At 42.5% G+C, this 15,609-nt stretch carries 17 protein-coding genes and 1 pseudogene; 8 read left to right on the top strand and 10 right to left on the bottom strand.

Annotated elements, in window-relative coordinates:
- Nucleotides 1-9: 9 nt before the first annotated feature.
- The 5 genes and pseudogenes from deoC to DU53_RS08800 all read left to right on the top strand — a co-directional run bounded on the left by deoC (nt 10) and on the right by DU53_RS08800 (nt 4,279).
- A pseudogene (deoC, locus tag DU53_RS08820) lies at nt 10-625 on the top strand (deoxyribose-phosphate aldolase).
- 19 nt (nt 626-644) lie between these two features.
- Nucleotides 645-1,304, top strand: a complete 660-nt coding sequence (locus DU53_RS08815; protein WP_063728443.1) for a cyclodeaminase/cyclohydrolase family protein — start codon at nt 645-647, stop codon at nt 1,302-1,304.
- On the top strand, nt 1,268-2,401 hold the full coding sequence (gene tgt, locus DU53_RS08810) for a tRNA guanosine(34) transglycosylase Tgt (protein ID WP_063728441.1): 1,134 nt from the start codon (nt 1,268-1,270) through the stop codon (nt 2,399-2,401). Before DU53_RS08815 ends, tgt begins: the two co-directional genes overlap by 37 nt.
- Before the next feature lie 4 nt (nt 2,402-2,405).
- On the top strand, nt 2,406-3,260 hold the full coding sequence (locus DU53_RS08805) for a hypothetical protein (protein WP_063728440.1): 855 nt from the start codon (nt 2,406-2,408) through the stop codon (nt 3,258-3,260).
- Between the two features lie 56 nt (nt 3,261-3,316).
- On the top strand, nt 3,317-4,279 hold the full coding sequence (locus DU53_RS08800) for a hypothetical protein (RefSeq protein ID WP_015869016.1): 963 nt from the start codon (nt 3,317-3,319) through the stop codon (nt 4,277-4,279).
- Nucleotides 4,280-4,331: 52 nt separating this feature from the next.
- Here the strand turns inward: DU53_RS08800 and DU53_RS08795 are convergent, their stop codons facing one another.
- The 3 genes from DU53_RS08795 to crcB form a co-directional block, all read right to left on the bottom strand.
- Nucleotides 4,332-6,182, bottom strand: a complete 1,851-nt coding sequence (locus DU53_RS08795; protein ID WP_063728438.1) for a peptidylprolyl isomerase — start codon at nt 6,180-6,182, stop codon at nt 4,332-4,334.
- A 67-nt stretch (nt 6,183-6,249) separates the two neighbouring features.
- The gene (locus DU53_RS08790; protein ID WP_201030044.1) at nt 6,250-6,573 is read right to left on the bottom strand and encodes a DUF190 domain-containing protein; all 324 of its coding nucleotides are present in this window, start codon (nt 6,571-6,573) and stop codon (nt 6,250-6,252) included.
- Nucleotides 6,573-6,947 (bottom strand): fluoride efflux transporter CrcB, encoded by a 375-nt coding sequence (gene crcB, locus DU53_RS08785; RefSeq protein ID WP_063728437.1) that lies wholly within the window; start codon nt 6,945-6,947, stop codon nt 6,573-6,575. Before crcB ends, DU53_RS08790 begins: the two co-directional genes overlap by 1 nt.
- A 377-nt stretch (nt 6,948-7,324) precedes the next feature.
- On the opposite strand from crcB, the gene DU53_RS08780 reads away from it, so the two are divergent.
- Together DU53_RS08780 and DU53_RS08775 are read left to right on the top strand one after the other, a co-directional pair.
- Nucleotides 7,325-7,852: a hypothetical protein gene (locus tag DU53_RS08780; RefSeq protein ID WP_063728436.1), complete on the top strand. Its 528-nt coding sequence runs from the start codon at nt 7,325-7,327 to the stop codon at nt 7,850-7,852.
- A 5-nt stretch (nt 7,853-7,857) separates the two neighbouring features.
- Nucleotides 7,858-8,181, top strand: coding sequence for a hypothetical protein (locus DU53_RS08775; RefSeq protein WP_015869011.1), 324 nt, complete (start codon nt 7,858-7,860; stop codon nt 8,179-8,181).
- Nucleotides 8,182-8,197: 16 nt separating this feature from the next.
- Here the strand turns inward: DU53_RS08775 and nadE are convergent, their stop codons facing one another.
- From nadE to DU53_RS08740, 7 genes are all read right to left on the bottom strand, one after another.
- Entirely contained in the window at nt 8,198-9,040 is an 843-nt protein-coding gene (nadE, locus tag DU53_RS08770) for an NAD(+) synthase (protein ID WP_063728434.1), read from the bottom strand.
- Nucleotides 9,041-9,091: 51 nt separating this feature from the next.
- Nucleotides 9,092-10,054: an aldo/keto reductase gene (locus DU53_RS08765; RefSeq protein WP_063728432.1), complete on the bottom strand. Its 963-nt coding sequence runs from the start codon at nt 10,052-10,054 to the stop codon at nt 9,092-9,094.
- A 119-nt stretch (nt 10,055-10,173) separates the two neighbouring features.
- Complete coding sequence (locus tag DU53_RS08760) at nt 10,174-10,956, bottom strand: DUF3307 domain-containing protein (protein ID WP_015869008.1); 783 nt, start codon at nt 10,954-10,956, stop codon at nt 10,174-10,176.
- Between the two features lie 97 nt (nt 10,957-11,053).
- On the bottom strand, nt 11,054-11,683 hold the full coding sequence (locus DU53_RS08755) for a SatD family protein (protein ID WP_015869007.1): 630 nt from the start codon (nt 11,681-11,683) through the stop codon (nt 11,054-11,056).
- A gap of 82 nt (nt 11,684-11,765) precedes the next feature.
- Nucleotides 11,766-12,506 (bottom strand): amino acid ABC transporter ATP-binding protein, encoded by a 741-nt coding sequence (locus DU53_RS08750; RefSeq protein ID WP_015869006.1) that lies wholly within the window; start codon nt 12,504-12,506, stop codon nt 11,766-11,768.
- Nucleotides 12,503-13,237 carry an amino acid ABC transporter permease gene (locus DU53_RS08745; protein ID WP_015869005.1) on the bottom strand — a complete coding sequence of 245 codons (735 nt, stop codon included), beginning with the start codon at nt 13,235-13,237 and terminating at the stop codon, nt 12,503-12,505. Before DU53_RS08745 ends, DU53_RS08750 begins: the two co-directional genes overlap by 4 nt.
- Nucleotides 13,238-13,252: 15 nt before the next feature.
- A complete protein-coding gene (locus DU53_RS08740; protein WP_148208024.1) occupies nt 13,253-14,029 on the bottom strand; it encodes a transporter substrate-binding domain-containing protein in 777 nt (258 codons plus the stop codon).
- 475 nt (nt 14,030-14,504) lie between these two features.
- Between DU53_RS08740 and DU53_RS08735 the strand changes: the two genes are divergently transcribed.
- A complete protein-coding gene (locus DU53_RS08735) occupies nt 14,505-15,605 on the top strand; it encodes a KamA family radical SAM protein (protein ID WP_015869003.1) in 1,101 nt (366 codons plus the stop codon).
- The last annotated feature ends 4 nt before the right edge of the window (nt 15,606-15,609 follow it).

Genomic DNA, 15,609 nt, shown 5'->3' with positions numbered 1-15,609 from the left:
GATCATACCCTGTTGAAACCTGATGCTMCCCCGAAATGATTAAACCCTTTGACTTATGGAAGCCAGAGAGAACAACTTCTTCAGTGTTTGTGTCAACAGTTGTCATCTTCCGTTAGTCACCAAGCTTCTTGAAGGCACTGATGTGGCGCGTGCTGTTGTCATCGGATTCCCTCTTGGCGCTGTTCCGACCGATGTAAAGGTCTATGAAACGGAGTGGAGCCTGAATCACGGTGCCGATGAATTTGACATGGTTATAAATATCGGTTACCTCAAAGCGGGCCTTTACGACCTGGTTTTCGAAGATATCGCAAAGGTGGTAAAAGCCGCAAAAGACAAGGTCGTAAAGGTTATAATTGAAACGGCGTTGCTCACAGAGGCAGAGAAGATCGCTGCGTGCGTTATAGCAAAAGAAGCTGGAGCCGCTTTCGTCAAAACATCCACAGGCTTCAGTTCAGGCGGCGCAACAGCAGAAGATGTCTCCCTGATGAAATTCGTCGTGGGAGATAATGTGAAGGTAAAAGCTTCAGGCGGTGTGCGAACCAGGGAAGATATGATAAGGATGTTGATTGCGGGCGCCGACAGAATTGGAACGAGTTCTGGAATGAAAATAATAGGCAAAAAATAATACAACAGGGGGGATTTGGATGGATCTTTGCTCGTTAAGCGTTAAGGACTTCATAAAGCGAGTTGCCGAGAAATCACCGACTCCAGGTGGAGGCGCTGTTGGAGCTGTTGCGGCTGCTTTGGCCGCTGCACTTGGTGCTATGGTTTCGAACCTTACCATCGGCAAGAAAGGATACGAAGACGTTGAGAGTCAGATGGAAGCATGTCTCGAAATCTTCGGCAACGAGATGAGCTACCTTTGTGATCTCGTAAATAAGGACGTTCAAGCCTTCGATCAGGTAATGGCAGCTTACAGGCTTCCTAAAAATTCTGAAGAAGAAAAAGCCGTCAGAACAGTGAAGATCCAACAAGCTTTAAAAACTGCCATCGAAGTGCCCTTCGATCTTGCCAGACGTTGTAAAAATGTCATAGTGAACGTGGAAAGACTGGCAAAATGGGGCAATCTCAACGCTATTTCCGACGCTGAAAGTGCTGCACATTTGTTGTACGCAGTTTATTATGTCGCAAAGGCCAACGTAATGATCAACATGAAGTCACTGAAAGATCCACGGTACTGTAACTGGATCAAAGAAGAAATGGACCATCTCGAAAAGCAAATCGAAGCCTCCTACCGGAGGATACTCGAGGTGAATAAAAAAGAGAAATGGTTAAATTCACCGTCACAAAAAAAGACCCGGTAACATCCGCGAGAACTGGAAAGCTAGAAACAAAACACGGTGTTTTCGAAACACCTGTGTTTATGCCTGTGGGTACCAACGCTACCGTCAAAGGACTCTGGCAGGAGCAATTAAAGGAGCTTGGGGCAAGAATCATTCTTGGCAATGCTTTCCACCTTTATTTAAAGCCTGGTCTCGAGGTAATAAGAAGCTTTGGCGGTCTGCACAGTTTCATGAACTGGAATAATTCTATACTCACCGACAGTGGAGGATTTCAGGTTTTCAGCCTTAAAGATAAAAAAGTTCTGGACGAAGGTGTTCTGTTTAAATCGCCCATCGATGGCTCCAAGATCATGATGACACCGGAATTATCCATGGAAATACAGATGACGCTCGGATCGGATATAGCGATGGCATTCGACGAATGTGTCGCGCCTGAGTTAGACAGAACCTACGCACAAGAATCGGTGGAAAGGACAACCAGATGGGCAGAAAAGTGCTTAGCGTATCATGACCGTTCTCAGGCGCTCTTTGGAATCGTTCAGGGTGCTTTTTACAAAGACCTGCGCGAAAAGAGCGCCAGGGAAATTACAGCCATGGATTTCGATGGATTCGCCGTAGGTGGTTTGAGTGTTGGTGAACCCTTTGAGGTGACCAGGGATATTCTCGAGTTTACAACAAAACTCCTTCCGGAGGATAAGCCAAGATATCTCATGGGAATTGGTACGCCAGATATGATAATCATGGCTGTCGAGAACGGCATCGATATGTTCGACTGCGTCCTTCCAACGCGAATGGGAAGGCATGGAACAGCATTAACATGGTCCGGAAAAATCAATCTCAAAGCTGCCAGGCACAAGTTTTCCAAAGATCCCATCGATCCTGAGTGCAACTGTAAGGTTTGCAGAACCTACTCAAAAGGTTACATACATCACCTGTTTTCACGTGATGAGCTCCTTGGAAAAATGATGCTGAGTTACCATAATGTGCATTTTTTGCTGGATTTCACCGACCGACTCAGAAATGCCATTCGCGAAGAAAGATTCTTAGAGTTCAAAGAGTTGTGTACCCGAAAACAGTTAATCAAGAACGATACCGGGGTAAATGTATCCGAGGGGTGATTGAATGAAAAAATATTATCTCATAATTCTTCTGGGTCTATTATCGGTTACAGGTTTTTCCTTTGACCCGTTCCTTGTTCAGACTGGCGGAAATTCAATTCTGGCAACGGGTTACTGGGCAAATTACGGAAGCCCTTCAGACCTTTATGGGATATTAAACTCCGCAGTGTCCACACAAGTGCTCGAATACCGTCGAGCCGGCTCTGAAACCGTTGAACGCGAACTCCATATTCTCTTTTTCGATCCCTCTGAGGGTGGAATGGCCGGAATCCTCGAGTGGGTCATGGACGCTGGCCTTGTCAATGATTATCGTTCGATAAGTTATACCGTTTCCGGATCTTTATCGCCAACAACCAATTATGGAGTAAAATTGAAGCTCGATGTTGAAGATATAACCACTCCCGGTCTGGATACCTACTGGCTCATGGCAAGTGCTGGAATAACCGGAGCTACAGGTGATTTTGTGCAATACGTCGCCGCTTTCAACAACGCCTTGATCTGGACAAGCCTTTCTAACAGCACAGCTGAAAAACTCGACTTGTTCGTAGGATTCAGAATAGTAACCCTTCCCTTCAGGCTAGGAATAGAGTTCGGTACCAGAGCTGGAATGAACGTCAGGTACGCTGGTATCTCCCTCGATCTGAAGTTGTTCGACGCTCTGGCGCTGAGGGGAGGCGTGAGCTACAACGTCGATCTGAACTGGACAAACAGTGACGTCGTCGTTGGCGGAGGATTCCAACTTACCGCAGGAAATATGGGTCTCTCTCTTGGTGCTGGCGCAAATCTCAACAACACTATCACCGATCAGAACATCGATATCGAGTTCATGTGGGGAGCAACATTTTTTGGTAGATGGTAAAAATGGTAAAATTGATTATATCTTCTGATTGAAATTCATGGTGGAGGTGGTCTTATATGAAAAAACTTTTTCTCATGCTAGTCACAGTATTACTCATTTTAGCAGCCTGTGGACCTACAGAATGGGATTTGAATTCCGATAAACTACATGGTGACAAGAGCGGGGTCAGGGTTGTTGCAAAGTTACCAAGCCCGTTTACACCCAGCATACTTCCGGGCGATGCGGATCCATCCAGCAAATCATATACAGTAAAAACCATTGTGACCATTGCGGGAAGTCAAGATATTGTGAATACCATTACGGCAACTTATGATTCCACTCAGTCTACATTTGAGATTGGAAGCATTTACCTTTTGAAAGGTATTCCTTACGATCTTTATGTTCTTTTTTATGATCCTACCGAAACTCCGAGTTATGAAGTCGGTTCGGAGACTGGCATGGCAAGATATCTGGGTTATCTTGGAAACTTTACCGTTGATAGCGCAACAAGTGCAACCGTCACATGTTACGAGGCTACATTTACCAACCTCCAAGTTACCGCCGCTGCAACCCCAGAGCTTTATGTCACCACAACCGAACCCTTCACCGGTGAGGAAAAACTCTTTGCGGTATTTAACGTAAGCGTCGATTACAAACTAATAGGTTCAACAAATATTGAACAATTCATTCCCGCCGCTGCAACCACATACGGTGTATTCCAAAATATCGGTAGCTGGGAAATACCTGCTGGTCAGGATCCTTACAAAACCTATGTAAGTGGTGAAGGCTTTATAGATAGTAACATCACAGCAGGAAGCGGTTTATCCTATAACTTAGTAGATTCCTGGGTAACGTTATCAGGTCAGGTTGCTGTTCCTCTTGATAGCACAACTATGCAACCTGAGATAAATACCACAACCGCCCCCTTGAACTTCTTCACGAGAATAAGCAGCCCATTCATCGATAGATTTACGGAAGCTTTTGACATCACAACCGATGTTCTCAACCTCTTTAAGGAACTTCCGATATATTCAAATTGAATTTAAGCTAAAAAAGCGCCCCATCTGGGGCGCTTTTTCTTTGGCGGAAAAACTACCGAAGCTCTTTCAATCTCTCATCCACAGCATCCAACAACTGTTTAACATCTGTGGCCTCAGGAGTTAATTCCGAAAGCTTCAGGAGATAATCTTTCTCGATTCCCAGATACTGAAGTTTCAACCTATTATCCAGTGGAAGATTGCATGCATTTTCATAGGCACCAACGAGTAACTCAAGCGCGGACTTCCTCAGATCTTCAGATACACTTTCGTCTTCCACAATCTTTTCAACAAGCCTTCCTTCCAATCCCTGAATCAGGTAACCGAGAAGCGTCTCCGTAGCATTTTCACCAAGGTATTGTTTGTATGCATTTATGTAGCTCGAAAATATATCAGAATCCGCCAGAACAGGCTGAACCTGATTTTTGTAAAAATTCTCCGTGTACAGATAAACGGCTTTAGGATTATCGGAATCGAAACGATAAAGATATTCTAGAAGTTTTTCTGAATCAGGAGCTTTGTCGTAAAGATACCATGCCACTTTTTTAGCCTTATTCATGATTTCCCGCATGTAATTCCTGATTTCCTCTAACCTGAGGTGCACATCTTCAATCGAATCGACTCCAAGGATTTCAGCGTAATCCAGGAGCTGTTTAACGTTTTCGTTTTCCGCAGCTTTATCCTTTAGTTCGGAAAAATGCTCAACACCCTTTTCCTCTTCCGGCAATCTCTCACAAATTCCTATTATCGTTTTGAAAGCTTCTTCACGAGATTCATATTGTTTGAGCTCATCGTCCGCCATTTGTATATAAAACGCGGCGATAATCCCGGGAACCCCTGCTTTCAATTCGTTGTTTTCATGGAATAGTGAATTAACGATGCGGTTATAGAGCTTCCCAGGATCGGTCAGATTCGCCAGTTCGCCAAAGGTTTTCAGATCTTCATCGTAAATGATATAGTGTATCTTTTTATCCTGTCTATACTTTGTTATCCAGCCAAGAAAGGCCTCATTCTCAAACCGGCTCATTATGTCCTCATAGGCCTTGCTATTCTTCAGATCTTCATATGAGTCAAAAGTGGTCTTGCTGTTCACTTTTATAAGATGATAACCGTAATCGGTTTTCACCGGCCCTACAATCTCACCGGGAGTGGCAGCGAAGGCTGCCTCTTCAAATTCTAAAATCACGGTACCATGTTTCAACTCTCCAATATTTCCTCCCTGCTGGGCTGAGTATTGGTCCAGAGAATACCTTTTGGCTGCTTCTTCAAAAGAAAGCTCCCCTAAAAGTATCTTTTCTTTCAGCTCCATCGCGCTTGCTTCAGTCGAAACAAGTATATGTGCTGCGTTAACACTTTCGTATTCATTCTTAATGTCAGTCTTATTTCTTTCAAAATATTCCGTTGCACTCGCATCATAATCCGGAACGATTGCATTGAAGACATTCTGGCTAAGGGTTCTCACAAACACAATATCTTCAACGACCTGTCTAAAGTTTTCTATAGAACCGTAATACATCTCAAGCTGTGCTCTGGTTGTCTCATCCGAGATGTATCTTGAAACAAGCTCATCTGTGATCTGTTGAACCTGAACCTCATCTGGAAATACATCCTGCTCCATAGCAAAAAAGGCCATAACCTTTCTATCAAGCAAAACCTTCAGGACACTATATCCCAGCTGTATCTCGCTTGGCAGCGATTCTTTTCCAAAATACTTGTCGATACTCTGTCCCTGGCTTTCGTAATTCGCCAGAGCCCCTTGAAGAGCACTTTCGTACTCATCGTATCCAACCTGGAAAGCATGAACCCCTGTAATTGTTCCATCAACAGTAAGTTCGGCAATAATGCTGTTGGTAAAACCCAATACCCCTAAAACAAATACAACCAAAATAATCAGGAATTTCTTCACAAAACCACATCCTTCCGTTATAAATAACCTACATACAATACTATCATGATTGGAAGCAACAAATTCCCTACTTTTTCCCTGTTACATAATATGCCTCTACATCCTGAATCACTATAAGCCCATCAAATGGTAGTTCTCTTACCCTGGATGCCAGAAAATTTATCCTCTCTTCCACATCAATTACTTCCACTACAATTGGAAGATCTTCAGAAAGGGTAAAAAAATCGTTCCTGTGTATATGTCTTTTTTCACCGAATCCCATAATACCTTTTATCACCGTTGCCCCTTTTATTCCGTTGTTGTAGCAAATTTCAAGGATATGTTCGTACATTTCCTTGTGCTGGTACCTATCCTTTTCGCCAAGATATACGCTCATCTTCTTCATTTTCATCATCTACCCCTCCCTAAAATGAACCCGAAGTATGCAGCCATCACACTGAGTGAAATTGTAAGTAGAAAATACAACGCCCCTCTAAAGGAAGACTTTGATATGAGAGTGATGAACTCATATGAAAAGGTCGAAAAAGTCGTAAAAGCCCCCAGAAAACCGGTTCCGACAAGATAAATATATCGGGGATCTATACTAACCCTTTGTGCAGATGAAATCATGAGAAAAGCAAGCAAAAAAGAGCCAATAACATTCACCAGTACTGTTCCCCACGGTATCAATCCAATCGGCGCAAGGGAGTTAACCGCTTTAGAAAGAAGATATCTGCTTATCGCTCCCGCTGCTCCACCCGCACCTATCAAAATAAACTTCGACATAGCCACAACACCTCACTTTTCATACCAATTCAGAACCTGCTTCTTACACTGAAATATATGATAATCCTTTTCTTTCTATTCTACCAAGCTATAAAGAATATTTTTAGGGAACTAACACTTAATACAAACGACAGAGTCGATTGGTAAAGTTATTAGCAAAAGGAATTAGAAATCAAAAACCCGCATTGAAGATTGCAAACACCTAAAACTCGATAAAATAGCGATGAATGCACAAGGAGCATATTGTTAGAATGACAATAGGTTGAAGTTAACACTCCATTACTCAGTATAGGCTATCTGTTCACCCCCTTGTTAGATATCATAGCTCTTGTGATATAATTTCCCTGTAAGAAGTTCAGAATAGGAGGTGAAGGAACATGAAGAAAGGCCTTTTATTGGTTTTACTTTCCCTTATCATTGCCAGTTTTTCTTTCGCTGATATCCTGGTAGGTGGTGGCCTTGTACTTCATGCCACCAAGCTCGAAACAGGAAAAGTATCTCTACCCGGGGGCAGTTTGAGCATTCAGATACCGCTTGCTGAGAATTACGGTTTTATTCTCAACGGCGAAATTGCAATGCGTGCACTAAATAACAAAGCAGCATTCGGAAGCGTTGATCTGTACTATACGATTACCGAAATTCCCGGAGGTATTGCCATCAATGCTCTCGGTGTTCTTGGAATTCTAGTTGACACGGTTGACGGAGAGCCCGATATCCCTGGCGTTGGAGATTTGCATGTAGCTCCTGGTGTTGGAATGCAAATCATAGCTCCTGTAATGAACGATCTCTACCTATCGGGATTCTTCAGATTCATGTGGGTTAAAGACTATCCAGCAAACCTGTATATTGGACAGGGATTGCCTGAGTATTTTACCAGTGGTCTGCAGGTCATCTGGACATTCTAGGTATTGTGAAATTCAAAGGATTTATTTTCCTGGTATTATTGCTTGTTATAGCGACTGCTGCGTTTTCCATTGAAGGGTACGATAAGTATTTGCATTTTTCGGTAAGTTTCACCGCCTACGGCATATCCAGGTATTTTTTTGGAGAAGTAGGCGGTTTTCTTTTTACAACACTGCTCGGCGTAGGAAAAGAAGCTTACGACTTCATTTCAGGAAGAGGCTGCGCTGAGTTCGGGGATCTAATCGCTGATTTTACGGGAACATATTTTGGGCACTATTATTGCTCTTTTCTGAGTTTTCGACCTATCCTGATCTTCTATTTATCGTTGTAAACCATACGACGCAGATCTACCGAAGGCTAATTTGTCGGAGTTTCCTTTTTTTAGCAGCCTCAAGGATTTTTCTCACCTTTTCAACATTTTCATTCGATTCACCTTTAAGGGTTTTCCCCTTTTCCAGTTTCATGAGAATTCTGTCCAGTTCCTCATAGCTCATACCAAACATAAATTCATCTGTAATGCCGGGAACCAAATCCGGCGAAGGTGCTTTTCTCCGAATTCTTTCAGGAACACCCAGAAGTTCGGCCAGTTGATAGACCTGTGTTTTGTAGAGGTGCATTATCGGCTCTACATCCACCGCGTCATCTCCCCACTTAACGTAAAATCCGGTGGCTTCTTCTGTTTTGTTGGTAGTGCCAACAACGACGTCGTTTCGCCTCTCAGCTTCAAGGTATAACATACACATTCTCGCACGATGCTTGACTCTGTAATAAGCCAGCCCTTTCAAAAATTCTGCATTACCTTTACTTTCAAGATCATCAATAAAAGGGTTGTCGGAATACGAAAGCTCTCTCATTCTCTTCCTCACATAATTTTCCTGAAGCTTTCTGGGGATGAACATTGCAGCGGGCTCAAGTTTATAAACCCCCATAACCCTGAGTAACTTCGTGATGGGTTTGATTGCGTAGTCTATTCCAAGATATTTACAAACAAGTGTTGCATCGCTCACTGTTTCCGGTGATGAATCTCTTTCTGGCAAAATCAGGCCATAAACCCTATCGCGCCCAAGGGCTTCAACACAGAGTTTACCGACAACGGCTGAATCTATCCCGCCGCTAATACCAACAACAGCTCCTTGAAATTCATACTCATAAACCGTCTTCTCGATGAATTCCATGATTTCTTCTTTCATGTTCTCAACACCACCGACCAAAAAAGGGGGCTAAACCAGTCCCCTTTTTCGTTATTTGCCTGAAAGAATATTCTCTACCTCACTCATCACATCATCGGTTAATTTGCTTTTCACCTCAAGAGCTGCCATATTCTCATGCAACTGGTTCACACTGCTGACTCCCAGTATTACACTGCTGACATGAGGATTCTTTAAACACCAGGCTAAAGCCAGTTGAGACAATTTAGCATCAAGAGACTTTGCAATCTTTTCCAGTTTTCGAACCTTTGAAAGTATCTCTTCACTGAGTAGTCCCTTCTCTTCAAGACTCTTTCTCAACCAGGAAAACCTCGCCAATCTACTCCCTTCGGGGATACCATTGTTATATTTTCCGGTTAATACCCCCGATGCAAGGGGACTCCACGTTGTCAAACCCATGCCGTATTTCTCGTAAATAGGCGCGTATTCTTTCTCAACCTTTTCCCTAACGAGCATATTATACTGCGGCTGCTCTACAATCGGCGGAATGCAGTTGAGCTCTTTACAGACCTTATGAGCTGCTTCAAGCTCTTCGTAACTCCATTCGGACGTTCCCCAGTAAAGAGTAAGGCCGTTTCTTACAAGATAATCCATTGCGAGAACGGTTTCTTCGATAGGGGTTTCTGGATCTGGTCTATGGCAATATAAAATATCTACATAATCCAGCTGAAGTCGTTTCAAAGATCCCCAGGTTCCTTCCAGCAGGTGTTTGCGGGACAACCCTTTCTTATTCGGTCCTTCCCCACCCCAAAAAATCTTCGTCGAAACCACTATGTCCTCTCTTCTGAACTCTTTCAAAACTTCTCCAAGCATTGATTCTGCCATGCCATTGGCATACACCTCAGCCGTGTCAAAGAAGTTAATTCCATTTTTAAAAGCTTCCCTTACGCACTCTTTAGCTCCACGAATGTCAAGCTGGTTTCCAAAGGTCAACCAAGAACCAAGAGAAAGTTCACTGATTCTAATTCCCCATTTTCCAACCTTTCTATATTCCATGCTTTCTCCTCCTTTTGGTATTTGCCTCTCATATATTATTATACGTTAAGTAGAATAAAAATCAAAAGAGTACTTTTACAGAAGATTCACCTCGGTCTCCGGCAAGCTTCAGCAGATTTTCAAATTCCCAGACATTTCAGGATGATACCGCCGATCATGGCAATCAAAACGCTGGCAAGCGTACCTATCAGATAATATTCAGCAAAATCTTTCTCAGCGAAGTTCTTGAATCTGGCAAGGGATTTCGCAGCAATAACGAAAGCAATCGAAGCCACATTCCCTGTTATATAAAAAGTCAAAACAATGGCCCTTTCAAATATCCCTATAACCTTCCCGGTTTTTACGTTCTTCAAAACAGATGATGACCCCGCGATCCTTTCAAGAGAGCCATCTTCTTTCCTGTATATAAAATTGATAAGCTTCCTCATTAAAACCGCGCCGCCAAAAAGAACATATATGTAGATTATAGCTACCAAAAGAATCTTTTCAACAGGCAGCTGCGATAGCTCAATACCGGCATATTTTGAAATTGAGCTCATAGTTTTACTAAAAGTTTCGTTAAGCTCGAAGGTAAATATAGGGAGAAAAAACACGATTACAACCAGATGCATAATCTGATCTATGAAAAACAAAAAAAGCTCCCTGGCAGGAGATCCTACCTTTTCAAAAAGCGCCTTAAAAAGATCAAGGGTTATATGTATAATCGATAACCAGAGGGCATACCAGAAAACCACTTTGAAATCATACGCCAGCAACAATATGAAAAGCGTTACGAATACAGCAAGCCAATGAACAAAGAGCGCTTTTACGCACATTCTGCGCTTTTCATCCGCAATGTTATCGGATTGAAAGATGAAGTCAGCCATAACATGACCCAGAATCGATAGCAATAACGGTATCAAACCATCGAACCTCCGATCTTCTACCTGCCCGGGTTGATACGTACGATTTCAACTATTTTTAATTGAATTTATGTTTTTCAACCCCAAACCATTGAAATCATCGCCGGTTATCTAGAAAAACGCTGAGAAGGAAAGCTATATTCTGTTCAACTTTACGCACAACTTTCCATTTTGCGCTTTTGCAGCGTTGCTGAACGTTCTGAATGGATACTCCCAGAAGTGAAGCGGCTTTTTCATACGTCCCCTGCTGTTCGTATATATGGACAGCTTCCCATTGCTTTTCGGTCCAGTCATCCACAATTGTATCAAGAAGCAAAAATATCGTGTTCAGCGATGTATCCAGGGTTTCTATACCACTCTTAACAAAAGTTCGACTGATCTTCAAGCTCTTGGCTTCTTCAAGGGCAGCCCTTGCGTTGAAAAAAGCTTCACCACTAAGTTCCCACGAAGAACGCGCCCTGTTTAAACCCGTTGTATCTATTTCACCAATTCCAACCCCGATCCGCAATTCAAGAGGCCTGACGATATACCTCAATCGGCGGACGACAGCAGGCAGTTCATCAAAAGACCCCAGGACCGCCTGCAACTCATCTCCCCTTGAAACTGTAAACGGCATTATTGCCGATGACACCTTTAATTTTTTTAGCTTCCCGGAAAGCTCTTTCATATATTTTTTCTGTTTCCTTGATTCCACAATATCCGCAGTGATAACAATGTAAAGACCCATAATCACTTCCTCAAAAAGGGATTTTCAAAATCTTCTGCCAATACACAAATGATTCTATCATATTGTCTGATTTATCCCGCTATCACACACCGCACAGAATCCCATCGAGAAACTCGCGAATCTTTTCTGAAGAGGAATCAAAGAACTCTTTGGGGGAAGTATCGATAACAATCTGACCATCTTCCATAAAGACAATGCGGTTGGCTATACCTTTAGCAAAGGCTATTTCATGAGTAACAACAACCATGGTGATCCCTCTTGTAGAAAGTTCCTTTATCACGCCCATTACCTCTCCTACAAGAGAAGGGTCGAGAGCGGAAGTAGGTTCGTCGAAAAGAATCAGATCAGGTTCCATGGCGAGGGCCCGGGCAATTCCCACTCTTTGTTTCTGACCGCCTGACAGCTGTGATGGATAACTTCCCAGTTTATCCGAAAGGTGCACATCGGAGAGCTTCCTGGCGGCGATCTCTCTGGCTTCAGACCATTTCATTCCCTTGACCTTCACCAGACCCAGAGCAACATTATCAAGAGCAGTTAGATGGCTTATCAGGTTGAAATTCTGAAAAACAAAACCTATTCGTGACCGAACATAACGAATAACCTTTTTCTTTCTACTTACTTTTTGCCCACGGAAAAATATATCTCCGGACTCCGGTTCAATAAGCAAATTCATAGTCCGAAGTAACGTTGTTTTACCTGCTCCTGATTTACCGAGTATAGCTACAACATCACCTTGATGTATATCGATTGATACATTTTTTAATACCTGAAAAGAACCAAAGAACTGTGAGATATTCTTGACACTTAAAACAAGAGAATTCATGGTATAGCCAACCTCCTTTCTAAATACCTCCCGACCAAGGAAAGAAGGGAGGTTATGGCTAAGTAAAATCCTGCCAGCACTAGATACGCTTCAAGGCTTGCAAGTGTTTGAGTACCTACCTGCCTTGCTCTCATAGTCAAATCACCAAGTGCAATTACTGAGACGAGAGAACTATCCTTTACAAGACTCACCATCTGTCCGACAAGAGGTGGAATGGAAATCCTTAAAGCCCTTGGAAAAATAATCGATCCCATGATCTGATATTTATACATTCCCAATGCTTCACCAGCTTCAATTTCGCCACGAGGGACGGCTTCTATTCCTGCACGGAATATTTCACCTACATAAGCACCTTCAAAAAGTGCTAGGGAAATCACTCCCGCCCAAAAACGGTTTATTGCTACCACAGAACCAATTCCGTAGTAGATCAGGAGAATGATTACAAGAAGAGGCATATTTCGGAAAAACCAAACATAAATCATACCGAGCTCTTCCAGAACTAAAATCCTGGAAGTTCTAAAAAGTGCTATTATAAAACCCACCAAGAGTGACAACCCAAGCGCTGTAACACTCAACCGGAGTGTTGTCATCAATCCATCAAAAAAGAGTCGGCGATACTTCAGTATCACCGACCAATTAAAGGGATACACCTTCGAAAGGGAGGCGTAAATAGAAAAGAATATCAAAGTTACCGTGATCACTAAAAGCACTCTGGACATGAACTTCAGCATCTTTTCACCTCATACTTACAATTCTGGTTCATATTCAACAAACCACTTTTCTTCCAGGAGTTCCATGAATCCTGATGATTTAAGTCCTTCGATAAAATTGTTGATCCAATTTAATGTTTCAGGATCATTTTTTCTAATCGCAACCCCAAGTTCTTCACTGGTCAAGAATCCATCAGCTACACTCAGACGATCGTATTTTTTCGCCACGTACTGTGCGTATATAGAATCCACGACCGTGAAGTCAGCCCTACCCGAAGCAACCTGAAAAGCTGCTTCATCCATGGAGTCAAAGGTTAAAATTTTTGCTCTGGGGAACAACCTCCTTGCCGCTTCATCTCCTGTAGTTCCTAGCTGCACTGCAATTCTTACAGAGGGATTATTCAGCTCTTCCAGAGAAGGAACTGAACTAATTTTCCTGTTGTTGTAGACAAGAACCTGACCAATCTTAAGGTAAGGCTCGCTGAAATCAACTTTTTTAGCCCGCTCATCTGTTATTGTCATCCCGGACCAGATGATGTCGAATTTTTCAGACAGCAACGCAGGAATAATGCCATCCCAGTTCACAACCACGAATTCGAGTCTAACACCAAGAAGTGTTGCCATAATCTTGAGAACGTCAACTTCAAGTCCTATACGGTTACCGTACATGTCGGTTCCATACAAGGGCATATACCCGGCGTCCTGACCTACTCTCAACACACCTCGTTCTTTGATTTCATCGATCAAGCTTCCGAACGTCAAGCTCACCAAAAGAATACTTACAACGACTACCAAGAAAGTTGTTCTCCTCACCACAAACACCTCCTCTGATATAAAAAAAGCCGGGCGATTTCTCGCCCGGCGTTCCTCCTTTATCTACAGCACGTTCAAACTGTGCTGCCGACGGAAAAACCCGGGCAACACCGTTTGACATGCTTCTTTGAATTTTCTTTTTTCAAACAAACAGGCATCTCTTTGACCATAAATTCTCTCCCCTGCGATTATGAAAAAGTTTTGTTGTATATTACCAGAAGAATCCCTATCAGGTCAAGTAACTTTTCTGTTTCTAAAGCCTTTTACAAAAATTGAAATCCTTGTGACCAGCATTAATTGAGAACAAGAGATGATTCCAATATGGTATAATAGAGGAGAGCTTCTTAAACCCCTTTCATAAATGTCAATGGTTTTACTTTCGTAATACGCTCAAAAACCGTTCATCCAATTCTGGCTCGTTTACATGCCGGGTAAGTTTTTTGTACTTTCAAAAATTCAGGGAGGTGCTGTTATCGTGGGTAATCCAAAATATCTCACCAGAATTGACCAGATTTCTCAACTCGATAAAACTGAAAAAGAAAAGCTAAAAAAGGTTACGGAAAAATTTGTATTCAGGACTAACGAATACTACTTGAATTTAATCAAATGGGACGATCCCAACGATCCCATCAAAAGGATAATCATTCCATCGATGGATGAACTCATCGAATGGGGAGAACTCGACGCTTCCAACGAGCACAAGTATACGGTTGCACCCGGGCTGGAACATAAATACAAAGATACTGCTCTGATGCTCGTTTCACGTGTTTGCGGCGGCATTTGCCGTTTCTGTTTTAGAAAGAGGGTTTTTCTTGCTGGAAATCGGGAAATCATGATTGATGTTGAACCCGGATTGGAATACATAAAAAAACACAAAGAGATTACGAATGTTTTGCTCTCTGGTGGAGATCCGTTGATGCTTTCAACAAGTAAATTGGAAAACATAATAAGCAGGTTGCGAAAAATTGATCACGTTCAGATTATTAGAATTGGAACAAAGATGGTCGCTTTCAACCCTTATAGGATTATCGACGATCCAAAGCTCATAGAACTACTCAAAAAATACAGTACTCCCAAAAAACGTATTTACATAATGACTCAATTCAACCACCCAAGAGAGATAACGGATGTTGCCATCGAAGCAATCAATCTCCTTAAAGAAGCAGGCACAGAACTGGCAAACCAGACTCCGTTGATCCGCGGAATTAATGATAGTCCAGAAACACTCGCTGAACTGTTCAGAAAACTTTCCTTTATAGGGGTTCCACCTTATTATGTTTTCCAATGCCGACCGACAAAAGGTAACAAAGCTTACTCTGTTCCGATCGAAGAAGGGTACGAGATCTTCAGAAAAGCGACCGCAATGGTTTCAGGATTAGCTAAAAGAGCACGTTTTGCAATGTCCCATATGACAGGAAAAATTGAAGTTGTTGGTCTTGATGACGAACATATTTATATGAAATACCATAGGGCGGCTAAACCCGAAAACTACAACAAATTCCTGATACTGAAAAGAAATCCTGAAGCATACTGGCTTGATGATTACGAAGAGACTCTTTCTCTGATCACTGTCTAATTCA

The sequence above is a fragment of the Kosmotoga sp. DU53 genome, assembly GCF_001639905.1.
GTDB lineage: Bacteria > Thermotogota > Thermotogae > Petrotogales > Kosmotogaceae > Kosmotoga > Kosmotoga olearia.
Note: the sequence above shows the minus strand (reverse complement) of the source record. Positions and strands in the feature narration are given on the sequence as shown.